This is a genomic window from Dyella humicola (assembly GCF_026283945.1).
GTDB lineage: Bacteria > Pseudomonadota > Gammaproteobacteria > Xanthomonadales > Rhodanobacteraceae > Dyella > Dyella humicola.
Map to the genome: position 1 here is coordinate 376,338 of NZ_JAPDPC010000002.1, position 22,841 is coordinate 399,178.

At 64.1% G+C, this 22,841-nt stretch carries 21 protein-coding genes and 1 riboswitch; of the genes, 17 read left to right on the forward strand and 4 right to left on the reverse strand.

Annotated elements, in window-relative coordinates:
* Positions 1 to 80: 80 nt before the first annotated feature.
* The 3 genes from mprF (at position 81) to OUZ30_RS16385 (ending at position 4,796) form a co-directional block, all read left to right on the forward strand.
* The gene (mprF, locus tag OUZ30_RS16375) at positions 81 to 2,687 is read left to right on the forward strand and encodes a bifunctional lysylphosphatidylglycerol flippase/synthetase MprF (protein WP_266183496.1); all 2,607 of its coding nucleotides are present in this window, start codon (positions 81 to 83) and stop codon (positions 2,685 to 2,687) included.
* Entirely contained in the window at positions 2,684 to 3,484 is an 801-nt protein-coding gene (locus OUZ30_RS16380; RefSeq protein WP_266183497.1) for an AcvB/VirJ family lysyl-phosphatidylglycerol hydrolase, read from the forward strand. Before mprF ends, OUZ30_RS16380 begins: the two co-directional genes overlap by 4 nt.
* A 136-nt stretch (positions 3,485 to 3,620) precedes the next feature.
* Positions 3,621 to 4,796, forward strand: a complete 1,176-nt coding sequence (locus OUZ30_RS16385) for an acyltransferase family protein (protein WP_266183498.1) — start codon at positions 3,621 to 3,623, stop codon at positions 4,794 to 4,796.
* A 26-nt stretch (positions 4,797 to 4,822) separates the two neighbouring features.
* On the opposite strand, the gene pyrF is transcribed toward OUZ30_RS16385, so the two are convergent.
* From pyrF to OUZ30_RS16400, 3 genes are all read right to left on the reverse strand, one after another.
* Complete coding sequence (gene pyrF / locus OUZ30_RS16390) at positions 4,823 to 5,650, reverse strand: orotidine-5'-phosphate decarboxylase (protein ID WP_266183499.1); 828 nt, start codon at positions 5,648 to 5,650, stop codon at positions 4,823 to 4,825.
* Between the two features lie 166 nt (positions 5,651 to 5,816).
* Complete coding sequence (gene ettA / locus OUZ30_RS16395; protein ID WP_266183500.1) at positions 5,817 to 7,478, reverse strand: energy-dependent translational throttle protein EttA; 1,662 nt, start codon at positions 7,476 to 7,478, stop codon at positions 5,817 to 5,819.
* 152 nt (positions 7,479 to 7,630) lie between these two features.
* Positions 7,631 to 8,626, reverse strand: a complete 996-nt coding sequence (locus OUZ30_RS16400; RefSeq protein WP_266183501.1) for an aldo/keto reductase — start codon at positions 8,624 to 8,626, stop codon at positions 7,631 to 7,633.
* A gap of 270 nt (positions 8,627 to 8,896) precedes the next feature.
* Between OUZ30_RS16400 and glyA the strand changes: the two genes are divergently transcribed.
* From glyA to OUZ30_RS16470, 14 genes are all read left to right on the forward strand, one after another.
* The gene (gene glyA, locus OUZ30_RS16405; RefSeq protein WP_266183502.1) at positions 8,897 to 10,150 is read left to right on the forward strand and encodes a serine hydroxymethyltransferase; all 1,254 of its coding nucleotides are present in this window, start codon (positions 8,897 to 8,899) and stop codon (positions 10,148 to 10,150) included.
* Positions 10,151 to 10,233: 83 nt separating this feature from the next.
* Positions 10,234 to 10,752, forward strand: a complete 519-nt coding sequence (gene nrdR, locus OUZ30_RS16410; protein WP_266183503.1) for a transcriptional regulator NrdR — start codon at positions 10,234 to 10,236, stop codon at positions 10,750 to 10,752.
* A 198-nt stretch (positions 10,753 to 10,950) separates the two neighbouring features.
* On the forward strand, positions 10,951 to 12,051 hold the full coding sequence (gene ribD, locus OUZ30_RS16415) for a bifunctional diaminohydroxyphosphoribosylaminopyrimidine deaminase/5-amino-6-(5-phosphoribosylamino)uracil reductase RibD (RefSeq protein WP_266183504.1): 1,101 nt from the start codon (positions 10,951 to 10,953) through the stop codon (positions 12,049 to 12,051).
* A 41-nt stretch (positions 12,052 to 12,092) separates the two neighbouring features.
* Positions 12,093 to 12,962 (forward strand): phytanoyl-CoA dioxygenase family protein, encoded by an 870-nt coding sequence (locus tag OUZ30_RS16420; RefSeq protein WP_266183505.1) that lies wholly within the window; start codon positions 12,093 to 12,095, stop codon positions 12,960 to 12,962.
* The gene (locus OUZ30_RS16425) at positions 12,959 to 13,975 is read left to right on the forward strand and encodes a Gfo/Idh/MocA family protein (protein WP_266183506.1); all 1,017 of its coding nucleotides are present in this window, start codon (positions 12,959 to 12,961) and stop codon (positions 13,973 to 13,975) included. Before OUZ30_RS16420 ends, OUZ30_RS16425 begins: the two co-directional genes overlap by 4 nt.
* A gap of 112 nt (positions 13,976 to 14,087) precedes the next feature.
* A riboswitch (FMN riboswitch) is annotated at positions 14,088 to 14,272 on the forward strand.
* Positions 14,273 to 14,419: 147 nt separating this feature from the next.
* The gene (locus tag OUZ30_RS16430) at positions 14,420 to 15,061 is read left to right on the forward strand and encodes a riboflavin synthase (protein WP_266183507.1); all 642 of its coding nucleotides are present in this window, start codon (positions 14,420 to 14,422) and stop codon (positions 15,059 to 15,061) included.
* Between the two features lie 63 nt (positions 15,062 to 15,124).
* Positions 15,125 to 16,216 (forward strand): bifunctional 3,4-dihydroxy-2-butanone-4-phosphate synthase/GTP cyclohydrolase II, encoded by a 1,092-nt coding sequence (gene ribBA / locus OUZ30_RS16435; protein ID WP_266183508.1) that lies wholly within the window; start codon positions 15,125 to 15,127, stop codon positions 16,214 to 16,216.
* A 213-nt stretch (positions 16,217 to 16,429) separates the two neighbouring features.
* A complete protein-coding gene (gene ldcA, locus OUZ30_RS16440) occupies positions 16,430 to 17,389 on the forward strand; it encodes a muramoyltetrapeptide carboxypeptidase (protein WP_266183509.1) in 960 nt (319 codons plus the stop codon).
* Positions 17,390 to 17,435: 46 nt separating this feature from the next.
* Positions 17,436 to 17,897 carry a 6,7-dimethyl-8-ribityllumazine synthase gene (ribH, locus tag OUZ30_RS16445; RefSeq protein ID WP_266183510.1) on the forward strand — a complete coding sequence of 154 codons (462 nt, stop codon included), beginning with the start codon at positions 17,436 to 17,438 and terminating at the stop codon, positions 17,895 to 17,897.
* Positions 17,897 to 18,340, forward strand: coding sequence for a transcription antitermination factor NusB (gene nusB / locus OUZ30_RS16450; protein ID WP_266183511.1), 444 nt, complete (start codon positions 17,897 to 17,899; stop codon positions 18,338 to 18,340). Before ribH ends, nusB begins: the two co-directional genes overlap by 1 nt.
* Positions 18,340 to 18,885 (forward strand): GNAT family N-acetyltransferase, encoded by a 546-nt coding sequence (locus OUZ30_RS16455; RefSeq protein WP_266183512.1) that lies wholly within the window; start codon positions 18,340 to 18,342, stop codon positions 18,883 to 18,885. Before nusB ends, OUZ30_RS16455 begins: the two co-directional genes overlap by 1 nt.
* 137 nt (positions 18,886 to 19,022) lie before the next feature.
* Entirely contained in the window at positions 19,023 to 20,003 is a 981-nt protein-coding gene (thiL, locus tag OUZ30_RS16460) for a thiamine-phosphate kinase (protein WP_266183513.1), read from the forward strand.
* Entirely contained in the window at positions 20,000 to 20,503 is a 504-nt protein-coding gene (locus OUZ30_RS16465; RefSeq protein WP_266183514.1) for a phosphatidylglycerophosphatase A family protein, read from the forward strand. The genes thiL and OUZ30_RS16465 overlap by 4 nt, the downstream gene beginning before the upstream one ends.
* 574 nt (positions 20,504 to 21,077) lie before the next feature.
* The gene (locus tag OUZ30_RS16470) at positions 21,078 to 21,554 is read left to right on the forward strand and encodes a hypothetical protein (protein ID WP_266183515.1); all 477 of its coding nucleotides are present in this window, start codon (positions 21,078 to 21,080) and stop codon (positions 21,552 to 21,554) included.
* A gap of 176 nt (positions 21,555 to 21,730) precedes the next feature.
* Here OUZ30_RS16470 and ahr read toward each other — a convergent pair whose 3' ends face one another.
* Positions 21,731 to 22,747 (reverse strand): NADPH-dependent aldehyde reductase Ahr, encoded by a 1,017-nt coding sequence (gene ahr, locus OUZ30_RS16475; RefSeq protein WP_266183516.1) that lies wholly within the window; start codon positions 22,745 to 22,747, stop codon positions 21,731 to 21,733.
* Positions 22,748 to 22,841 lie beyond the last annotated feature (94 nt).

Sequence of the window (22,841 nt, forward strand, 5' to 3'; positions counted from 1 at the left end):
CAGGAGAGCGCCTTGACCGGCTATCCTAGACGGTCGCAGCGAAGGTCCTGCGTGCAGGTCGATGTGGAGGCGGTAAACGCGTGGTGGAGCAGACTGGGGTGGAGGCCCCGATTTCCGGAGATGTGCTGGCTCGTCCTGGCCTGATGGCCAGGCTGCGCCGGTTGGCCGGTCCCCTGCTTTCAGTGGCAATGCTGTGCCTGGCGCTGTGGGCGCTGCGGCGCCTGGCCAGCGAGGTGAGCTACCGCGAGGTGGCCCGCTACGTTCACGGCCTAGAGAACTATCGCGTTGCGCTGGCCGTACTGCTGACCGCCGGCAGTTATGGCGTAATGACCCTGTACGACTGGTTCGGTCTGGCCTATGTCGGCAAGCGCCTGCCGCGCGCCCAGGTCAGCTTGATTTCCTTTATCAGTTACGCCTTCAGCAATGCGCTGGGTATGGCTTTGCTGATTTCTGGTTCGATCCGCTACCGCTTCTATATCCAGGCCGGCCTGACCACCGCGGAGGTGGCCAAGGTCGTGTTGTATTGCACGCTCAGTTTCTGGCTCGGCCTGTGCGCGTTGACTGGCGTGACGCTGTTGTTCGTGCCCGTGCCCCCATCGTTGCCCTTGGCCAGTTGGCGCTTGCCGGTGGCCGCCGTGCTCACCGCCATTCCCTTGCTATGGCTGGTGGGCAATCGCCTGTTGGGACGTCCGCTGCGCATTTGGCGCTGGCGGGTGAGCCTGCCGTCGGCGCGCGTCGCCGCGCGCCAGATCCTGGTGGGTGCGGTGGACTGGGGGCTGGCCGCGTACGTGCTCTACCTGCTGATGCCGGACCAGGTGGATACCGGCTTCGGACATTTCCTGGCGATCTTCGTGCTGGCGCAGATCGCCGGTCTAATCAGCCATGTGCCAGGCGGGCTGGGCGTGTTCGAAGCGGTGATGCTGGCCGGCTTCGGTGCCGCGGGTAACCAGGGACTGGAGGCGCCGATCCTCGGTGCGCTGGCCGCCTACCGCCTGATCTACTATTTCCTGCCGTTGCTGGCCGCGACGCTGGTGGTGCTGGTGCGCGAAGCGCGCGGTCTGCGCACCAAGGCGCTGCTGGCGCCGTGGTTCACGGCGTTACTGCCACCTTTCTTCGCTGGCTTGACCTTGGTTTCAGGTGCGGTGCTGCTGTTCTCCGGCGCCACCTCGGGGCTGCCGACGCGCATGGCGATCCTGCGCGATGTATTGCCGCTGGCGGTGCTGGAAGTCTCCCACTTCCTGAGCAGCGTGGTCGGCATGATGCTGCTGATTCTCGCGCGCGGCCTGCAGCGCCGGCTGGATGCGGCCTATGTGCTGACGCTCGTGCTGCTGGTGCTGGGCGCGGTGCTGTCGCTGCTCAAGGGCATCGACTACGAAGAAGCCATCCTGCTGTCACTGCTGGCCCTGGCACTGGCGCCAGCGCATCAGCTGTTCTACCGGCGCACGTCGCTGTTCAGTGCCAGCTTCTCGATGGGCTGGATCATCGCGATTCTCGCCGTGCTGGTCTGTGCCGGCTGGCTGGTCGCCTTCAGCTACAAGCACGTGGAATACAGCAACAACCTGTGGTGGGAATTCAGCTTCTATCACGGCGGTGCGCCGCGCGCCTTGCGCGCACTGGTGGGTGCGGCGGCAGCGGGTCTGCTGTTTGCACTGGCCAACCTGATCCGCCCGGCACGACCGGACCTGCGCTTGCCGAACGAAGCGGAGCTGGAGCGCGCACTGCCGCTGATCAAGGAGTATTCGTCGGCGCAGGCACATCTGGCGCTGATGGGCGACAAGACGCTGCTATTCGATCCCGAGGGCAAGGCCTTCATCATGTACGACGTGGAAGGCCGCAGCTGGGTTGCCATGGGCGATCCGGTGGGTGAGTCGGAAGCAGCGCGTCGTGAGCTGGTGTGGACCTTTCGTGACCAGTGCGAGCGCGCAGGCGGATGGCCGCTGTTCTACCAGGTACGGCCGGAAGATCTGGATCTCTATCTCGAAGTGGGCATGAACTTGCTGAAGATCGGCGAGGAAGCCCGGGTCTTGCTTGGCAGCTTCAATCTCGACGGCAAGTCGAAGAAGGTACTGCGCAACACCGTCAACAAGCTCACCCGCGAAGGCATGCGGTTGGAGATCGTGCCGGCGGAAGCGGTGGAGTCGCTGCTGCCACGCCTGAAGAAAATCTCGGATGCCTGGATGCGCGACAAGGGCGTGCGCGAGAAAGGCTTCTCGCTGGGCACGTTCGATCCGCACTACCTGCAGCGCACGCCGATGGCCCTGGTATGGCAGGGCGAGGAGCTGGTGGCGTTTTCCAACCTGTTCCTCACCGATAGCAAGGAGGAGGCATCGCTGGACCTGATGCGTCACCTGCCTGAAGGCACCGCCGGCATCATGGATTTCATGTTCGTCGAACTGATGACCTGGGCCAGGCAGGAAGGCTACCGTTGGTTCAATCTCGGCATGGCGCCGCTTTCCGGCCTGCAGAACCGACGCAGCGCGCCGCTGTGGAGCCGTCTGGGCGCGATGCTGTTTGGACGCGGCGAGCGCTTCTACAACTTCCGCGGCCTGCACAAGTACAAGGACAAATTCGACCCGGTGTGGGAACCTCGCTACCTCGCCGTGCCTAACGGCATTGCGTTGCCGCTGGTGTTCGCCAACGTGGCGAGCCTCATTTCGGGTGGACTTTCGGGCATGGTGCGCCGTTGAAACGACTTTGGAAGTACGTAGCGCTGGCTCTGGTATTGGCTGCGGCCGTTGGGCTGTGGGCCTGGCAACCGTGGCATCACGCCAGCATCGACGAATCGATCGTGATGGTGCCTGTCGCGCCAGGCGTCACGCCGCCGGCGGGACGCGAGGACGTGGTCGCGATCTTCTATTCGGGTGATGGCGGCTGGCGTGATCTTGATCAGTCGCTGGGCAAGATCATGGCGTCGCACGGCATCCCGGTGGTGGGCATCAGTCTGCTCAAGTACTACTGGCGTGAGCGCTCCGCCGCTGACTCCGCGGCCGACCTCGATGCGTTGATCACGCGCATGACGGCCCAGGGCGATAAGCGTCGTATCTGGCTGATCGGCTTCTCGTTCGGCGCCGACGTGCTGCCGTCGATCGTTGGCAATCTCAGCGCCGAAGGGCGTGCCCGGATCGCCCAGATCGTCATGCTTTCGCCCAGCAGGGACGTGAACTTCGAGATTGAAATGGAAGGCTATATGAAGGAGGGCTGGTGGAAGACCCATACCCAGGACTTCTTCCAGTGGATCAATCCCGTCCATCACTCGGATGCGAAGCCGCCGCTGCTGGCGTTGAATGGCCACCCGCCGGTGGTGTGCTACTACGGCATCAAGGACAAGGACGACACCATCTGCGCCGATCCTGGCCTGCCGTCCTGGATCAAGGTCTACGAGAAGACCGGCGACCACCACTTCGACTACAACTACGAAGGGCTGGCGCGGCAGATGATTGATGATCTGCCGGCCGCAGTGCCAGCCTCCGCTGGCGCGCACTGAAGTTACGGCAAGCTCAGCGTTGGGGCTCTGAGCCGGCAGGCCTGGCAGCATTGAACGGGAATGCCTCGCTACGGCGAACCCGGCCGGCAGCAACTTCGCGCATGTCGTTCGACTTAATCATGGATTAGCCGGGTTGATGAGCATCATGCAGAGCAATGCCGCGACGAATACGCGCAACCACGGCATCGATCTGCTGCGCGGCATTTCCATCCTGCTGGTCGTGCTGCATCACATCGGCCTGCGCATTCCGCTCAAGAAAAGCCTGCTCGCGGATGTCTTGCCGACACGGTTGCTGAGTGCGTTGAACTACAACGGCTATGAGGCCGTTTTCGTGTTCTTCGTCATTTCAGGCTTCCTGATCACCAGCCACGCGCTTCGCCGCAGTGGCTCGCTGGCACAGATCGATCTGCGCGCGTTTTACGCCCGGCGCTTTTCGCGCATTGCGCCCTGCCTCCTGTTGCTGGTGGCCGTGCTCAGTGTCTTGCACTTGCTGGGCGTGGACGACTACGCGATCAAGCGCGAAGGGCAGTCGCTGCCGCGTGCCATCGTGGCTGCATTGGGTTTCCATTTGAACTGGTACGAAGGCGTGACGGGTTACCTGCCGGGCAACTGGGATGTGTTGTGGTCGTTGTCGATCGAGGAAGTGTTCTACATCGGTTTCCCCATCGTGTGCCTGCTGACAAGGCGCGCCTGGCTACTCGTGCCGATGCTCGCGGTATTGGCGCTGTCGCTGCCGTTCACGCGTGCAGCGCTCGAAGGCAACGAGATCTGGCAGGAGAAGGCTTATCTGCCGGGCATGGCAGCGATCGCGACGGGCGTAATCGGTGCGCTGTTGACGTCACGTTGGCCCGCGCCGTCAGCGGTTGTGGCGAGAGCTGTGCAGTGGATCGGCGTCGTTGGACTGCTCGCGGTCTTGCTGGCCGAGCACTGGCTGTGGCCGCTTTTGCACGACGGTTCCATGCTGGTACTGACCTTGTCGTCGCTGAGCCTGGTGGTCGCCTGCCAATGGCGGCAGGACTTGCCGGCGCTGCGGGGCCTGGGTTGGCTGCGTCGATGGGGCCAGCTCAGCTACGAGATCTATCTCACCCACATGTTCGTGGTGTTCGCGATCGTGCGTGCATACAAGGCGACGGGCGGCGATCCGCTGCTCGGCTTCCTGTGGTACCTGCCTGTGCTGCCGCTGTGTTGGCTGCTGGGCGCGATGGTGGCGCGTTTCATCTCCACCCCAGCGGAGCGCCGTTTGCGCACGAGGCTGCTCTCGTCTTCCGTGCCACGGCAGCAAGCGATACAGCCGGCGAGTGCAACGGACTGAGCCCGGCGTAACCGGGCTTGGTTCGTTCAGCGATAGCGATTGATGCTATCGCGCAGTTCCAGCGTGGCAGCGCGTGCGGCCTGGGCGAAATCTTCGCCGTTGCCGGCGTAGAGAATCGCGCGGGACGAGCTGATCAGCAGGCCCGTACCGTCAGCACTGCGACCATTGCGCACCACGGCTTCCACATCACCGCCTTGCGCGCCGATGCCGGGAACCAGCAGCGGCATGTCGCCGACCAGGGCGCGCACTTCCCGCAACTGCTCGGGCCATGTTGCGCCGGTAACCAGCGCGCAGTTCCGATTGCCGTTCCAATCGTTGGCAATGATCTTTGCCACGTGTTGATAGAGCGGCAGCGTGTTGCCGTCCTCGTCAGTGACCTTCAGGTCCTGCAGGTCGGCGGCACCTGGATTGGACGTGTGGCACAGCAGGATCACGCCTTTGTCGGCGCGATTGAGAAAGGGCTGGATGGAATCGCGGCCGAGATACGGGTTGAGCGTCACCGCATCGGCGCCATAACGTTCAAATGCTTCGGTGGCGTAATGCTGGGCGGTACTGCCGATATCACCGCGCTTGGCGTCGAGGATCACCGGCACGCCGGGATGCCTGGCGTGGATGTGCGCGATCAAGCGCTCTAGCGCATCTTCCGCGCGTAACGCGGCGAAATGCGCGATCTGCGGCTTGTACGAGCACACCAGGTCGGCCGTGGCGTCGACGATGGCGCGGCAGAACTCGAACACGGCGTCGGCGGAGCCTTGTAAATGCGCCGGAAACTTTGCGGGTTCAGGATCGAGGCCGACGCAGACCAATGAGTTGTTGCGGGTCCATGCCTGTTGCAGGGATTGCATGAAGTGCATCGGGGTCTCCTCGCGGCTTTGTCCCTCTCCCCTCCGGGGAGAAGGCAGGGTGAGGGGACAATCTTGCCGTATCGCTAAAAGATGGTGCGGTTCTATGGAGGACAGGGGCCAGTCGTGACCCCTCACCCCAACCCTCTCCCCAACGGGGAGAGGGGGAAGAGCGGCCTTACGCCAGCTTCTTGTACTTCACGCGATGCGGCCTGGCCGCTTCGTCGCCGAGGCGGCGCTTCTTGTCCGCTTCGTATTCGTTGTAGTTGCCGGGGAAGAACTCGACGTGCGAGTCGCCTTCGAACGCGATGATGTGCGTGGCGATGCGATCGAGGAACCAGCGGTCATGCGAGATCACCATCGCGCAACCCGGGAATTCCAGCATCGCGTCTTCCAGCGCGCGCAGCGTTTCGACGTCCAGATCGTTCGACGGTTCGTCGAGCAGCAACACGTTGCCGCCCTGCATCAGGGTCTTGGCCAGATGCAGGCGACCGCGCTCACCACCCGACAGGCTGCCAACGAGCTTCTGCTGGTCGGTGCCCTTGAAGTTGAAGCGACCGATGTACGCGCGTGACTGCAGTTCGTAGCGACCGATGGTGATGATGTCGGCGCCGTCGGAAACTTCCTGCCACACGTTCTTGTTCGGATCGAGGCTGTCGCGCGACTGGTCGACATAGGCCAGCTGCACGGTGTGGCCGAGCTTCACTTCGCCCTGGTCCGCCGTTTCCTGGCCGGTGATCAGCTTGAACAGGGTGGACTTGCCGGCGCCGTTCGGACCGATCACGCCGACGATGGCGCCCGGCGGAATCTTCATCGACAGGTCGTCGATCAGCAGGCGATCGCCGAACGACTTCGACACGTTCTTGAACTCGATCACTTCCTGGCCCAGGCGCTCGCCCGGCGGGATGTAGAGTTCGTTGGTTTCGTTGCGCTTCTGGTACTCGACCGAGTTCAGTTCCTCGAAGCGGTTGATACGCGCCTTGCCCTTGGACTGACGGCCCTTGGCGGCCGAACGCACCCACTCCAGCTCGCGTGCAAGAGCCTTCTGGCGGCCCTTTTCGGCGGCTTCTTCGCGGGCTAGGCGCTCGCTCTTCTGTTCCAGCCAGTCGGTGTAGTTGCCCTTCCAGGGAATGCCGCGGCCGCGGTCGAGCTCGAGAATCCACTCGGCGGCGTGCTCGAGGAAGTAGCGATCATGCGTCACCGCCACCACGGTGCCGGGGTAGTCCTGCAGGAACTGCTCCAGCCAGTCGACGGACTCGGCGTCCAGATGGTTGGTCGGTTCGTCGAGCAGCAGCATGTCCGGCTTGGACAGCAGCAGGCGGCACAGCGCCACGCGGCGCTTCTCGCCACCGGACAGCGGGCCGATCTTCGCGTCCCACGGCGGCAGGCGCAGGGCGTCGGCCGCCACTTCGAGCTGGCGCTCCAGCGCGTGGGCGTCGTTCACCGCCAGGATGCTTTCCAGCTCCTGCTGCTCCTTGGCCAGTTTGTCGAAGTCGGCGCCTTCCTCACCGTAGGCGGCGTAGACCTCGTCCAGACGCTTCTGCGCATCGAGGATCACCGACACGCCTTCCTCGACCGCTTCACGCACGGTCTTTTCGGGATCGAGCTGCGGTTCCTGGGCCAGGTAGCCGACCTTGATGCCCGGCTGCGGGCGGGCTTCGCCCTGGAAGTCCTTGTCCACGCCGGCCATGATCTTCAGCACCGTCGACTTGCCCGCGCCGTTCAGGCCCAGCAGGCCGATCTTGGCGCCGGGGAAGAAGCTGAGCGAGATGTCCTTGATGATCTGGCGCTTCGGGGGGACGATCTTGCTCACCCCGTTCATGGTGTAGATGTATTGCATGGAGCCTCCGGCGGCGTGCACGACGCCGGCCGAGGAGGGCAGGCGGTGCATTCAGAGTGGGTGTAAACCACTCATTATAGCGGCTTGTGGGGCGATCCCGGTGACAGCTGATGCCACGGGCGGTCGGCGCCACCCGGTCACGGTGCGGCGGCTCAGCGCTCGCTATCGAGCGATGCCATGCCCTGCGTGTTGTAGCGCTCGCCGGCGGCCGCGCCGGGCGGGATGGCGCGCTCGATGGCGGCCAGATCATCGGCGCCAAGGCGGATATCCAGCGCTCCCAGCGCTTCGGTCAGGCGTGCTCGGGTACGCGCACCGATCAGAGGAACGATGTCTCCGCCGCGCGCCAGCACCCAGGCGATCGCCAACTGGGCCACGCTGACGCCGCGTGCCTTGGCCAGCTCGCGCAGCAGTTCGACCAGGCCGAGGTTGTGCGCGAGGTTGTCGCCCTGGAAGCGCGGGCTGTGCTGGCGGAAATCGCGTGCGTCCGTGGCCTGGTCCCTGGACCAATGGCCACTGATCAGTCCGCGCGAGAGCACGCCATAGGCGGTGACGCCGATGCCCAGCTCGCGACACGTAGGCAGGATCGCCGTCTCGATGCCACGCGAGATCAGTGAGTACTCGATCTGCAGGTCGGCCACCGGCATCACCGAATGAGCGCGCCGGATCGTATCGGCACCCACTTCGGACAGTCCCAGATGGCGCACGTAGCCGGCTTTGACCAGGTCGGCGATGGCGCCCACGGTCTCTTCGATCGGCACCTTGGGGTCCAACCGAGCAGGGCGATAGATGTCGACGTAGTCGGTGCGCAGGCGCTGTAGCGTATAGGCGAGAGCCGTCTTCACCGCGGCAGGGCGCGCGTCGTAGCCCAGCCAGTCGCCGGCGGGGCCGCGCTGGGCGCCGAACTTCACGCTAAGTCGATAGCTGTCGCGCGGGCGTCCGACCAGCGCATCGCCGATCAACAGCTCGTTGTGACCCATGCCGTAGAAATCGCCGGTATCGAGCAGATCGACGCCGGCATCGAGCGCGGCATGGATGGTGGCGATGCCTTCGCTGCGGTCGGCGGCGCCGTACATGCCGGACATGCCCATGCAGCCGAGGCCGAGGGCGGAGACCTGGGGGCCGTGCTTGCCGAGGGTGCGTTGCTGCATGGGGAGAGCTCCGTGGGAGGCAACGGCGCATGATGCGCTCGGGCGATGCGATTGCCATGTGCCGCGGCCTCGTTTCCCTTTCCCAACCGCCTTACCCCAGGGGACGGGGCGTCACCCTGGGTGGCGTGCCGTTTCGGACGGCGCAACGACGCCGTGCACCCCCGGCACGGGGCCGCACCGGGGGGTGGGCCCACCGTTCGAGGTGGCCGGCAAGCCCCTTGACAGCTACACTTTCTCGTTCGAACCCGCTTGCCACACCATGAGGTCAGGATGTTCCCGAAGCACGAGACGATCGCCGGTTATGACAATGAACTGGCCCAGGCCATGGCTGACGAAGCGCGTCGCCAGGAAGATCACGTCGAACTGATCGCTTCCGAGAACTACGCCAGCCCGCGCGTGATGGAAGCGCAGGGCAGCGTGCTGACCAACAAGTACGCCGAGGGTTACCCGGGCAAGCGTTACTACGGCGGCTGCGAATACGTCGACATCGCCGAGCGTCTGGCCATCGATCGCCTCAAGCAGCTGTTCGGCGCCACTTACGCGAACGTGCAGCCGCACTCCGGCTCGCAGGCGAACCAGGCGGTCTACCTCGCGCTGCTGCAGCCGGGTGACACCATCCTGGGCATGAGCCTGGCCCACGGCGGCCACCTCACCCACGGCGCCAAGGTCAACATCTCCGGCAAGCTGTTCAACGCAGTGCAGTATGGCGTCAACGAGCAGGGCCTGGTCGACTACGACGAAATCGAGCGCCTTGCCGTCGAGCACAAGCCGAAGATGGTCGTGGCCGGTTTCAGTGCCTACTCGCAGGTGATGGATTGGGCCCGTTTCCGCGCCATCGCCGACAAGGTGGGTGCGTATCTGTTCGTGGATATGGCGCACGTCGCAGGCCTGGTCGCCGCGGGCGTGTACCCGAACCCGGTGCCGCACGCTCACGTGGTGACCTCCACCACGCACAAGACGCTGCGCGGTCCGCGCGGCGGCATCATCGTGGCTAAGGACGCGGGCGAAGAGATCGAGAAAAAGCTGCAGTCGATCGTGTTCCCGGGCATCCAGGGCGGCCCGTTGATGCATGTGATCGCCGCCAAGGCGGTCGCCTTCAAGGAAGCGCTGGAGCCGTCGTTCAAGACCTACCAGGAACAGGTAGTGAAGAACGCCAAGGCCATGGCCAAGACCTTTATCGAGCGCGGCTACAAGATCGTGTCCGGCGGCACCGAGAACCACCTGATGCTGGTCGACATGATCGGCCGCGACATCACCGGCAAGGACGCAGAAGAAGCGTTGGGCAAGGCCCACATCACGGTCAACAAGAACGCCGTGCCGAACGACCCCCGCAAGCCTTTCGTCACGTCGGGCCTGCGCGTAGGCACGCCTGCCATCACCACGCGCGGCTACCAGGAAGCGGACGTGGTCGAGCTGACCCAGTGGATCTGCGACGTGCTGGACGCTCCGCACGACGAGGCGGTGATCGCCCGCGTACGCGAGCAGGTCACGGCGCAGTGCCACAAGTTCCCGGTTTACGGCTGAGGCCTGGCATGAGCAGACAGGAGCGGGAAAAGAGCACAGACATGGTCACGCCTTTCCCACTCCTGCATACTCACTCCTGACCCATGCATTGCCCTTTCTGCCAGCACGAAGACACGCGAGTCATCGACTCTCGTCTTGCCGAAGACGGTGCCACGGTGCGTCGCCGCCGCGAGTGTCCCAAGTGCAGTGAACGCTTCAATACGTTCGAAACGGCGGAGCTGAAGCTGCCCACCATCGTCAAGAGCGGCGAGCGCCGCGAGCCGTTCGACGAGCGCAAGTTGCGTGTGAGCTTCGAGCGCGCCCTGCAAAAGCGGCCCGTGCCGACCCATTCGGTGGATGCCGCCGTGCGCGAGATCGTCAACGACCTGTGCCGTTGCGGCGAGCGCGAAGTGCCGTCGCGGCAGGTCGGCGAGCTGGTGATGCGTGAGCTGAAGAAGCTCGACCAGGTGGCTTATGTGCGCTTCGCCTCCGTTTATCGCAAGTTCGAGGACGTGCAGGCGTTCCGCGAGGAAATCGAGAAGCTGGAGCGCGACTTGCCGGACCTGGAGGCGTTGCAGCTTTCGCTCTTGGGCGAGAGTGTCGCGCGGCGCAAGAAGTCGTGACACTTCTCCCTCTCCCCAAAGGGGAGAGGGCTGGGGTGAGGGGGCAATCTTGCGGAAGCGTTGAGCCAGAGCGGGCTTTCGTTGATACGATCCGGCGAGCACCCACCCCTCACCTCAATCCTCTCCCCGGAGGGGAGAGGAAGTAAAAGTCACCACTTCGCATAGACTGACGCCACCGCACTGCGAAACGGCTCGGTAATGACGTCCACCTTCACTGCCCTCGACCACACCCACATGGCGCAGGCCCTGCGCGTGGCCGAGCGCGGCCTGTTCACCACCCAGCCCAACCCACGCGTCGGTTGTGTGATCGCGCATGGTGAACAGGTGGTTGGCGCGGGCTTTCATCAACGCACTGGCGAACCCCATGCGGAAGTGTTCGCACTCCGCGAGGCCGGCGAGCGGGCACTTGGCGCGACGGCCTACGTCACATTGGAACCTTGCGCACATCATGGCCGCACACCGCCCTGTGCTGATGCGCTGATCGCCGCTGGCGTGGCGCGTGTGGTGATTGCCGCCGAGGACCCGTTTCCGCAAGTCGCCGGCCGTGGCATAGGCAAGCTGCGCGATGCCGGTATCGTGGTCGAGGCGGGGCTGATGCGCGAGCGCGCACGCGAACTCAATATCGGCTTCTTCAGCCGCATCGAGCGTGGGCGCCCCTGGGTACGGGTAAAGCTCGCCATGAGTCTGGATGGGCGCACCGCGCTTGCCGATGGCGAGTCGAAGTGGATTACCGGCGAAGCGGCGCGTGCCGATGTGCAGCGCTGGCGCGCCCGTAGCTCGGCGATCCTGACCGGTTCCGGCACGGTGCTGGCGGACAATCCACGATTGAATGTGCGCCTGCCTGCAGGAGAGGCGTTTGCGCCACCGTTGCGCGTTGTACTTGATCGCCAGCTGCGTACGCCTGCGGGTAGCCATGTGCTGGACGGTGCCGCGCCGACCCTGATGCTTCACGGCGAGCATGCCAAGGCGAGCGACGAGCGCTTCAAGGCGACTGAACATGCGGCGGTAGCCGAGCAGGGCGGTGCGCTGGATTTGTCGGCCGTGCTTGGCGTGCTCGCACGCCGCCATTGCAGCGAAGTGCATGTGGAAGCCGGTCCCACCTTGTGTGGCGCATTTTTCGCCGCGGGCCTGGTCGACGAGCTGTTGATTTACGTGGCGCCCTTGCTGCTTGGCGACATGGCGCGGCCGCTGCTGAATCTGCCTTCGCTGACGGATATGGCATCGCGCTGGAAGCTGCAGACGATCGATCGCCGCGCCGTTGGTGATGATCTGCGTTTGCTATTGCGACCAGTCGCATAGGCGCAACGTTTTTTTAGAATTCGAGACCAAAGGTATCAGGCATGGCACAGCCGCAGTTCCCGCAGGCGAGCGTATTGACGGAGTCGGAGCGCGCGTCGTTTCGCGAGCAGGGTTATCTGATTCGCAAGATTCTGGATGCCGCCAGCGTCGCCCGATACGTGGCCGCCATCGAAGCGTCGCGCCGCGAACGGGGCGATTCCCAGCGTATGAGCAACCTGCAATTCCTCCAACCCGGCAAGGCCATTCGCGGCATCCAGGACATCATCTGTCATCCGGACATTCTCGCCGTATGCCGTGATCTGCTCGGTGACAGCATCGTCGTTGATGGTGCTTCGCTGTTCTACGGCGACGCGGGTATCGATTACCGGCAGGGCTGGCATCGCGATGTGCTGCAGGTCCCCGATGAGCTGGTCGACCTGAATTGGTTCAGTGACGACTACGCCTACAACTACGTGCAGATGAATATGCCGCTGACCGTGGATGGCTGCCTGTGGATCGTGCCGGGCAGTCACCGTCGCCAGCTCAATGCGGAGGAGCGTGCGATCTTCGGCAATACGGAGAAGATGGCGCCGGTGGACGCCGCCGAACTGAGCGGCGGCATGCAAATCGTGGTGCAGCCGGGCGAGGCGGTGTTCTACAACAACTATGCGGTCCATCGCGGTTACGGCGGCGTGCTCAAGGACCGGCGCATCACCATCCATCTCGGCTTCCATTCCAGTACGCGCCCGCCGACCTGCCACTTCGGCGTGCTCGATCACAGCGAATACACGCTGGACTATCTGTCATCGTTGGAACCGAACGTGCGCGAGGCCTTGCGTATTCATCTGGTTGAGCGCGCGAAGCATCCGGAAGTGAATATGTTCCACGCCTATCACCAGCAGTTTCTCGGCAAGGAGTTCAAGACCACATGACGACGCCATCGATTCGCTGGGGCATCATCGGTTGCGGCAACGTCACCGAGGTGAAGAGCGGGCCTGCTTTCAGCAAGACACCAAATTCCTCGCTGGTAGCGGTGATGCGCCGCGATGGCGACAAGGCGCGCGACTATGCGCAGCGCCATGGCGTGGCGCGCTGGTACGACGATGCCGCCGCGTTGATTGCCGACCCGGAGGTCAATGCCGTCTACGTGGCAACGCCGCCGTCGACACACAAGCAATACGCGCTGATGAGCATCGCCGCGGGCAAGCCGGTGTATGTGGAAAAGCCCATGGCCATGGATGCCGCCGAATGTGATGCGATCATCCATGCCGGTCGCGAGGCGAACGTGCCCGTCTTCGTAGCCTACTATCGCCGTGGCCTGCCACGTTTCCTGAAGGTACGCGAGCTGATCTTCGATCAGCAGGTCATCGGCAAGCCGCGCATCGTCAACACCGTGTTGCATGAGCCGCATCATCCGCGCTACCACGATCCCAAGAACCTGCCCTGGCATGTGCGGCCGGAGATTTCCGGTGGCGGCATCTTCATGGATATCGGCTGCCACACGCTGGATATCCTGGACTGGCTGTTTGGCCCCATCGTTTCGGCCAGCGGCCAGGCGAGCAATCAGCTCGGCGCCTATCCGGTGGAGGATACCGTGGCGATATCATTTGCCTTCGGCAACGGCATGCTTGGTACCGGCTTGTGGCATTTCGGCAGCTACAAGCATCACGATCAGATCGAAGTGATCGGTGATCGCGGCCGCATCAGCTTCGCCACCTTTGGCGACGGCCCCATCCGGGTCGAGAATGCCGAGGGTGCCAAGGAACTGCGCATCAACAATCCGCTGCATATCCAGCAGCCGCTGGTGGAAACCATCGTGGCCGAGCTGACTGGTCAGGCGGGCGCCTGTCCGTCCACGGCGGAAAGCGGCGCGCGCACGAGCTGGGTGATGGATCAGGTGTTGAGGGACTATCGCCGCCAGGCGGGGCAACCCATAGGGGCGTAGCCCGCGCAAGCCGCTGGCCGGACAGATTGTTCACCTGCATGCACGATCTCGCGCAGGGCGCCTTCGGGGAAGGTGGTAGACTGGCCCGGCCGGTTCGCCGGCAAAATCACAACGACGTCTTCAGGGCGGGGTGAGACTCCCCACCGGCGGTAGGTACCCAAGACCCGATAGGTCACAGGTACGAGCCCGCGAGCGCTTCCGGTCCTGCCGGAAGGTCAGCAGATCCGGTCAAAATCCGGAGCCGACGGTTGGAAGCTGGCGACAGCCTCCAGAAAGTCCGGATGAGAGAAGACGGTACGGCGCACACCCTCGCGGGCGCGTGCCTGCCAGACGCCTTGGGGCGTTTTTCGCATGCTATCCACGCGGGAAACGTTTCATGTCCAAGCATCGTTACAACCGGCTTCGTTGCCGTTCGGTCGCCACCTTCGCCAAGGAGGTGTGCTGATGTTCACCGGGATCATCCAGACCGTGGGCCGCATTGCGCGGCTCGAACCGCGTGGCGGTGACGTGCGACTGCATGTCGATACCGCCGACCTTGACCTTGCCGATGTGCAGCTGGGCGACAGCATCGCCGTGTCCGGTGTGTGCCTGACTGCCGTGACGCTGGAATCGCAAGGCTTCGGCGCGGACGTCTCCAACGAGACGCTGTCGCTCACCACGCTGGGCAAACTGAAAGCTGGCGACCCGGTCAATCTCGAAAAGGCCTTGCGCCTGGCCGATCGTTTGGGTGGCCATCTGGTGTCCGGCCATGTCGATGGTTTGGGCAAAGTCGTATCGATCACGCCAGATGGGCGCTCGCTGCGCTGGACGTTTGAAGTGCCGGCCGCGCTGTCGCGCTATATCGCCGCCAAGGGTTCGATCTGCATCGATGGCACCAGCCTGACCGTCAACGAAGTGACCGGCCATCGCTTCGGCGTCAACCTGATTCCCCATACGGTTGAACACACCGCGTTTCACGCGCGTCGCGTGGGCGACGCGGTGAACATCGAGGTGGATGTGGTGGCGCGCTATATCGAGCGACTGATTGGGAGCGGTGATGCGCCGAAGCTCGACGAGGCGTTTCTCAAGCAGCACGGTTTTGCGTGAGATCTCCAACCCCTCCCCCTGCAGGCGGGGGAGGGAGTAAGTACTACATTCCAAGGAATCGCCATGAGCTTTAATACCATCCCCGAAATCCTCGAAGACATCCGCGCCGGCCGCATGGTCGTGATTCTCGACGATGAGGATCGCGAGAACGAAGGCGACCTGATCATGGCAGCGCAGATGGTGCGGCCCGAGGACATCAACTTCATGGTGCGCGAAGCCCGTGGCCTGGTCTGCCTGACGCTGACCGAGCAGCGCACGCGCCAGTTGGGCCTCAAGCCCATGGTCATCGACAACACCTCGCCCTACCAGACCAATTTCACCGTCTCGATCGAAGCCGCCGAAGGCGTCACTACCGGCATCTCCGCACACGATCGCGCACGCACGATCCAGGTGGCAGTGAAGTCGGATGCGAAACCGCAGGACCTCTCGCAGCCCGGCCATATCTTTCCGCTCACTGCCCAGCCCGGTGGTGTGCTCACGCGGGCAGGCCATACCGAGGCGGGCTGCGATCTCGCGGCGTTGGCCGGGCTCGAGCCTTCGGCGGTGCTGATCGAGATCCTGCATGAAGATGGCTCGATGGCGCGTCGCCCCGAGCTGGAAATTTTCGCCAGGAAGCACGGCTTGAAGATCGGCACCATCGCCGACCTGATCCGTTATCGCCTGGAAACTGAAAAGACCGTCGAGCGCGTCTACGAAGAAGACGTGCAGACCGAGTTCGGCCCGTTCCGCCTGGTGGCTTATCGCGACGCCATCCATCACGGCCTGCATTTCGCCCTGGTTCGCGGCACGGTGAATGACGGCGCGCCGGTGCTGACCCGCGTACATGTGCGCAATACGCTCTCGGACGTGCTGCATCTGCAGCGCGACGATCTTGGCCTTACTGTGACGTCAGGGCTGCGCCGGATTGCCGATGAAGGCCGTGGTGCGTTGTTGGTGCTTTCCGGTGCGGACACCGCGGACGCCTTGCTGCGCCGCCTCAATCGCCAGCCCGTGACCCAGGCACCGGAAGAAGTGCAGCAGCAGGAGTGGCGTCAGCTCGGCCTTGGTGCGCAGATCCTGGCCGACCTGGGGATCTGCCAGCTGCGCGTGCTGGGTACACCGCGCAAGATGGTCGGTCTGGGCGGCTTTGGGCTTGAGGTGGTGGAGTACGTTTGAGGGGATACGTCGCCCCGCCACGCATCCCTTCCGTCATCCCAGCGAATGCTGGGATCCAGTGCCTTAAAGCTTAAAGTCGCTGGACCCCAGCTTTCGCTGGGATGACGGTGAGGGGCGGTGTGAAGGCGGTGCAGGGTTTTCGCCCACGCGCGCCCTCCTGGCGCCAGTTCTCTGAGCACATACTCCAGACCCATCTCCAGACCAGACGCCGCCATGACCCGATTCCAGCTGATCGCTCCCTCCGGCTACCCGCATGACCGTGACGCCATGACGCGGGGCGCGGCGCGTCTGCGCGCCGCCGGTTGCACGGTGGATGGACTGGACGTGCTCGACCGCGTCGAACACCGCTACGCCGGTAGCGATATCGAACGTGTGGCGGATCTCAACGCCTTGGCCATCCATCCGTCCTTGCCCGATATCGTGCTGGCCGTCCGCGGCGGCTACGGGGCCACGCGGCTGCTTGAACACATCCACTACGGCGCGCTGCGCGAACGGCTCGATGGGTCGAACACGCTGCTGGTCGGGCACAGCGATTTCACGGCGATCCAGATGGCCTTGTACGCGAAAAGCGGCCTCAGCACCTTCGGCGGACCCATGCTCGGGCCGGACTTCGGGGCACCGACCTTGAACCCGCTGATGTGGGAACACTTCTGGCGCGCGCTCAGCGAGCCCGAGGTGACGGCGAGCTGGCGCACCGGAACCACCACGGAGCTGGACGTCCACGGCCCTCTGTGGGGCGGCAATCTCGCCATGCTGTGCAGCCTGCTCGGTACGCCGTACTTCCCGCGCATCGACGGCGGCATCCTGTTCGTCGAGGACGTGGGCGAACCGCCGTTCCGGATCGAGCGTCTGCTGTATCAGCTGCATCTCTCCGGCGTACTGGATCGCCAGCGCGCGCTGGTGCTAGGCCATTTCAGCCAATGTCGGCCGCATAGCTACGACAATGGCTACGACGTCGACGCAGCGTTCGAGCAGATCAGCCGCGTGGCACGGGTGCCGGTGGTACGGGGCCTGCCGTTCGGCCACGAGCCGGACAAGTTCACCTTGCCATTCGGCGTGCCGGCCCGGCTGCAGGTGGCGAACGGGCAGGCCAACCTGCAGTTTTCCGGTCATCCCCACCTTTCTCGGGCGGTTTCCCGGCCCGATCCGGGCAAGTTGCCCCAAATCCCGTAAAATAGCCGGCCCGCATGGGCCACCGAGCCCTCAGGAAGCGCACCCCATGAAGACCATCGAAGGCGATTTCGCCACGCCCAAAGGCCGTTTTGCCATTGTCGCCGGCCGTTTCAACGGTTTTGTCGTCGAGCCCCTGGTGGCCGGCGCGCGTGACGTGCTGGTGCGCCATGGCGTGAAGGACGACGCGATCGAGCTGATCCGCGTGCCCGGCGCCTGGGAAATCGCGCTGGCGGCCCATAAGCTCGCCAACTCCGGCAAATACGCCGCGGTGATCGCGCTGGGCGCGGTGATCCGTGGTTCCACCCCGCATTTTGACTTTGTCGCCGGCGAATGCGCCAAGGGCCTGGCCCAGGCGGCGTATGCTTCCGGCGTGCCGGTGGCGTTTGGCGTATTAACCACCGACAGCATCGAGCAGGCCATCGAGCGTTCCGGCACCAAGGCCGGTAACAAGGGCGCCGATGCGGCGCTGGCCGCGCTCGAGATGGTCAACCTGTACGGGAAGCTGTGATGAGTCGTCCCGAAGGCATCGATCTCGCCGCCCGCTCGCGCGCCCGCCGGCGCGCACTGCAGGCGCTGTACGCGTGGCAGCTCAGCGGCAGCCACATGAACGCGGTGATCGATCAGTTCCGCCACGAGCAGGACATGGAAGTGGCCGATCTCGAATACTTCGAGGATCTGCTGCACGGGGTGGAGCGCAACATCGACGCCATCGATATCAGCCTGAAGCCCTTCGTGGACCGTGACGTTGGCCAGATCGACCCGATCGAGCGCGCGGCGCTGCGCCTGGCCGCCTACGAGTTGAAGTACCGCCCGGACGTGCCGTATCGCGTGATCATTAACGAGGCCATCGAAGTGACCAAGCGCTTTGGCGCCGACCACGGCCATAGCTACGTCAACGGCGTGCTCGACAAGCTGGCCGGCACCCTGCGTGCCACCGAGAAGCGCGGCTGATGACTGGCCCCCACGGGCGGTTGGTCGAAAGTCCGGTGCCCGTGCTCGAAACCGAGCGGCTGCGGCTGCGTGCGCATCGGGCCGATGATCATGCGGCCTGCACGGCGATCTGGTCTGATCCACAGGTCACCCGCTATATCGGTGGCCGTCCGTTTACCGCCGAAGAAGTGTGGAGGCGGCTGCTGCAGTACGCCGGCATGTGGAGCCTGCTGGGCTACGGCTACTGGGCCGTCGAGGAAAAGCACAGCGGCCGCTACATCGGCGACATCGGCTATGCAGATCTCAAACGTGATCTGCTGCCTTCGTTGGACGGCATGCTGGAGTTTGGCTGGGTGCTGGCCCCATCGGCGCATGGCAGGGGCTATGCAAGTGAAGCCGTCGCCGCTGTCACCGCCTGGGGCGATCAGCATGTCGGCGCGCTGCGCGCGGTCTGCATCATTGCCCCGGAGAACCTGCCGTCGATTCGCGTGGCTGAGAAAGCCGGCTTTCAACGGTGGCAGGAAACCACCTATCACGGCAGTCCCACCCTGGTGTTCTCCCGCTAGGACAGCGCTGCGCTGCTTGCGCCTAACTCGGCTGCGTTGAAGTGATCGCACGGCCAAACCCTGCGTTTGTTCCATGCTGGCTTGCACTGGCGGCGGCCAGATGTTCTCCTGCTGACTGATCCAAGGTCGCCGCACGCATGGAATTCCAACTGATCGGTCGCATTCGCGAACGCACTGCGCAAGGCCGCGAAGACGTTCGCCTGGGTATTGGCGACGACGCTGCCCTGGTGGCGCCGCCGCCAGGGCAGGAGATCGCCATCGCGATCGACACCCTGGTCGAGGGCGTGCATTTCCCGCAGGGCACGGTGCCGGCCGATATCGGCTGGAAATCATTGGCGGTGAACCTGTCCGATCTCGCCGCCATGGGGGCGAGCCCTGCATGGGCGCTGCTTGCGCTCACCTTGCCAACGCAAGCGCCCGAACAGGTCCGGCATTTCATTGACGGCTTCGCCGAAGGTTTCGCCTTGCTGGCGCAGCCACACCGGCTGGCCCTGATCGGCGGCGACACGACGCGCGGCACGCTGTCGGTAAGCGTCGCCGTGCATGGCTTCGTGCCGCCGGGCAAGGCGTTGACGCGCGCCGGTGCGCGCGCAGGTGACGTGGTGCTGGTGACAGGTACCTTGGGCGATGCCGCCGCCGGTCTGCAGTTGTTGCAGCAGGGCGCCCGTATCGACGAAGGCAACGGACGTGCAGCCTATCTGATTGAACGCCTGAACCGCCCCACGCCACGGCTGGCCGCAGGCCTCGCCCTGCGTGAGCGGGCCAGCGCCTGCATCGATATTTCCGATGGCCTGCTGGCCGACCTCGGCCATCTCTGCGCAGCGAGCGGGCTCGGGGCGGAGATTGATGCAGCCTTGCTGCCGCGCTCGTCCATGCTGCTTGGTGCATTTGACGATATCGCCGCACGCGACTTCGCCCTGAGCGGCGGCGACGACTACGAGCTGTGCTTTACGGTGCCACCTGCGCGGGTGGCCGAAGTGCAGACGGATCTGGCACGCATGGGCTGTGGCGCAACACGTATCGGCCGCATGGTCGAAAGCCCTGGTGTGCGGGTGCGTGACGAACATGGCCAATGGCTGGAAGTGACACGCCGCGGCTGGGATCATTTCGCCGCATGAGCGACAAGAAGAACCTCACCTCCGAGCAACGTCGACGCCTGCTCGCCACGCCGGCGGGCTGGCTCGCTTGCGGTTTCGGCTCCGGGCTGGCGCCGGTGGCGCAAGGCACCTTCGGCTCATTGGCGGCCATCCTGCCCTGGCTGCTGTTGCGGTCCCTGCCGTTGCAGCTCTACATGTTCACCTTGTTGGTGGCGTTCTCCATCGGCGTATGGGCTTGCAGCCTCGCGGGGCGCGCGCTCGGTGTCGACGATCACCGCAGCATCGTGTGGGACGAATTCGTCGGTTTGTGGATCGCCCTGATTCCAGCGCTGCTGGCGCCTTGGTGGAGTGTCGTGATCGGCTTCGCCCTGTTTCGTCTGTTCGATGTCTGGAAACCCTGGCCGATTGGTTGGCTGGATCGACGCCTCAAGGGAGGCCTCGGTGTGATGGTGGATGATGTCGTGGCTGGCGTGTTTGCCGCCATCGTGCTGGCGGTAGTGCCGGCTTTAACGCGCGCCTGAGCTCGGGTGGCACGATGGGCGCCCCATTCCACCGACGGTGGCGGGCCCAGCCCGAGCTTCATCGAACGTGTGTGCCCTGTGCTGCAGGCCAGCGCAGGCGCAGCATAGGAATAATTCCTGCATAGGCGGCATTCGCTGCCTAAAGCCTTTACGTGTCATGCATAGCAGTGTTACATCTTGTCCCATCCGGGACAGGGGGCGTTTGGACGTCCGTGGCGCACTGACTTTTGCCTGCCATATGGCGGCAGTACGCATGCCGATGCGTCATTTCTTGAGCACATTGGGCGTTCGATCCTGCGGTTGCGGGAGCGCCACGTGAGGCGTTCACGGGCCGGGTTGCTGACATCGGGGACAACGATTTTCCGGACTTTGACGTTGCAGCCATCTGGCGGCGTCAGCGGTTACTGGCGTAGTACTCGCGTGCTGCACGGCTCGACGCCGGTTCAAGGCTCTCGATTCACTTCTAGGGGGTGTTATGCGTAGGCTTCTTATCAAGAGTGCATGTCTGGTCGCGGTGCTGATCGCGCCATCGTTGGCCTCAGCCGCGGGCAGCTTACCTCCGGGACCATGCAGGTTGATCGACCCGTCGACGTGCCCCAACGCCAACGAACTGGTGAAGTCCTCCGGCTTTGCCCAGGCTTTGGGACACTTCGCGAACAGCGCGAAAGCCAACTACTTCCGTTCCAATCGTTCCTTGAGCGAACAGGCGCTCACGGTCCTTGGGGGTACGCCGGAACACGTCGTACTGCTGGACGACAAGCGTTTCCTGTTTGCGGCCGTCCCATCACATGACCGTGGGGGTGACGCGGCAGTGGTGATCCTCAACGAGTTCGGCCAGATCCAGGCCTTGGGATTCTCCAGCTTCCACTGCGACGTTGCCTGCGAGGACCACCGTTATCTGGACTTCTACGTGAGGAAGGACACCCAGGATGAGGCGGTCCTCGCGGCGCTGAAGACGTGGGGAACGAGCGACCGGATCCGCAAGGCGCTATGGCGTTCAGATGCGGACGAGGGCCTCGACGGGCGCACAGCCGTCCATGTGCTTCCCTGAGCGTGACCAGGGGATCGCGATAAGAGTCGTTTGATTGTGCCGTTTCGCCGCTCGCGGACATCGATGCCGATGCCCGCGAGCGGCGAAACGCGCTGCTGGCCGCGCAGGGTTGCCAGCAACCATGGAGCCAGCCTCTGGCGAGTAGTGCGTTGCCCGGCCCGGGCACAATCCAGGCGCTAGCCCGCTGTTGCCTCCAACACGACGCGATAGCGCGCCTTGCCATCGGCAAGATGCTTGAGCGCTTGATTGACCTCGTTCATGGGGAACATTTCCACCTGTGGACGCACGTCGTGGCGGGCCGCGAAGTCGAGCAGGGTGGCGATGTCGATGGGCGAGCCGGTAGGTGAGCCGGAGACCTCGCGTTCCCCAAGGATCAACGCAAAGGCGGATACGGGAATAGGCTCCAATACGGCGCCGACGACATGCATGCGGCCGCGCGGCGCCAGCGTGCCGATGAACGCATTCCAGTCCATGGGCACATTGACGGTCACCAACAGCAGATCCAGCGAGCCGGCGATGGCGCCGATGGCCGCGGCATCGCGACTGGCGACCACGTGGTGTGCGCCGAAACTGCGTGCCTCACCTTCCTTGGCCGCGGTGGACGTAAAGGCTGTCACCTCGCAGCCCCAGGCATTGGCAAACTTGATCGCCATATGGCCAAGGCCGCCGATGCCGACCACGCCGACGCGGGCGCTGGGGCTGATGTTGTAGGCGAGGAAGGGTTTGAGCACGGTAATGCCGCCGCAGAACAGCGGGCCGGCGCTGGGCAAGTGGATGTTCTCCGGCAACGCAATGACCCAGGCCCAGTGCGCGCGCACTTTATCGGCAAAGCCCCCGTGATGGACGCCCATGGTGGGCACGGATTCGGGGCACAGGTTCTGGTGGCCCGACAGGCATTGATGGCAATGCATGCAGCTTTCCGCGGTCCAGCCGATGCCCACGCGCTGGCCGACCTTGACCCCCTTGGCATGCGAGCCGACGGCAATGACGCGACCAATCACCTCATGCCCTGGTACGAACGGAAAGCGCGACATGCCCCATTCGTTGTCGATCATGGACAGGTCGGAATGACATATGCCGCAGTAATCCACGGCCACTTCCACCTCCTCAGCGCCGAGCGGCCCGAGATCAAATTCCGCGAGAACCAGCGGCTTGCCCGCCTCTTGCGCGGCCCAACCCTTCATGAGTGACATGGCATGATTCCTTCGCAGCATGGGATCTGAACGTCGAAGACGCGAGAGCGTAGCCGGGAGGGCGTCGGCGTGACGTATAGGCGAGGGCAACAGC

Bases quoted from the DNA above. Each gene is read 5' to 3' on its own strand.
- OUZ30_RS16400 (WP_266183501.1), bottom strand. From the start codon at position 8,626: ATGCAGCAACGCACCCTCGGCAAGCACGGCCCCCAGGTCTCCGCCCTC.
- nusB (WP_266183511.1), top strand. From the start codon at position 17,897: ATGAGTCGTCCCGAAGGCATCGATCTCGCCGCCCGCTCGCGCGCCCGC.
- OUZ30_RS16430 (WP_266183507.1), top strand. From the start codon at position 14,420: ATGTTCACCGGGATCATCCAGACCGTGGGCCGCATTGCGCGGCTCGAA.
- ribH (WP_266183510.1), top strand. From the start codon at position 17,436: ATGAAGACCATCGAAGGCGATTTCGCCACGCCCAAAGGCCGTTTTGCC.
- OUZ30_RS16385 (WP_266183498.1), top strand. From the start codon at position 3,621: ATGAGCATCATGCAGAGCAATGCCGCGACGAATACGCGCAACCACGGC.
- ribBA (WP_266183508.1), top strand. From the start codon at position 15,125: ATGAGCTTTAATACCATCCCCGAAATCCTCGAAGACATCCGCGCCGGC.
- OUZ30_RS16425 (WP_266183506.1), top strand. From the start codon at position 12,959: ATGACGACGCCATCGATTCGCTGGGGCATCATCGGTTGCGGCAACGTC.
- OUZ30_RS16465 (WP_266183514.1), top strand. From the start codon at position 20,000: ATGAGCGACAAGAAGAACCTCACCTCCGAGCAACGTCGACGCCTGCTC.
- glyA (WP_266183502.1), top strand. From the start codon at position 8,897: ATGTTCCCGAAGCACGAGACGATCGCCGGTTATGACAATGAACTGGCC.
- pyrF (WP_266183499.1), bottom strand. From the start codon at position 5,650: ATGCACTTCATGCAATCCCTGCAACAGGCATGGACCCGCAACAACTCA.
- ahr (WP_266183516.1), bottom strand. From the start codon at position 22,747: ATGTCACTCATGAAGGGTTGGGCCGCGCAAGAGGCGGGCAAGCCGCTG.
- ribD (WP_266183504.1), top strand. From the start codon at position 10,951: ATGACGTCCACCTTCACTGCCCTCGACCACACCCACATGGCGCAGGCC.
- ettA (WP_266183500.1), bottom strand. From the start codon at position 7,478: ATGCAATACATCTACACCATGAACGGGGTGAGCAAGATCGTCCCCCCG.
- ldcA (WP_266183509.1), top strand. From the start codon at position 16,430: ATGACCCGATTCCAGCTGATCGCTCCCTCCGGCTACCCGCATGACCGT.
- OUZ30_RS16455 (WP_266183512.1), top strand. From the start codon at position 18,340: ATGACTGGCCCCCACGGGCGGTTGGTCGAAAGTCCGGTGCCCGTGCTC.
- OUZ30_RS16420 (WP_266183505.1), top strand. From the start codon at position 12,093: ATGGCACAGCCGCAGTTCCCGCAGGCGAGCGTATTGACGGAGTCGGAG.
- thiL (WP_266183513.1), top strand. From the start codon at position 19,023: ATGGAATTCCAACTGATCGGTCGCATTCGCGAACGCACTGCGCAAGGC.
- nrdR (WP_266183503.1), top strand. From the start codon at position 10,234: ATGCATTGCCCTTTCTGCCAGCACGAAGACACGCGAGTCATCGACTCT.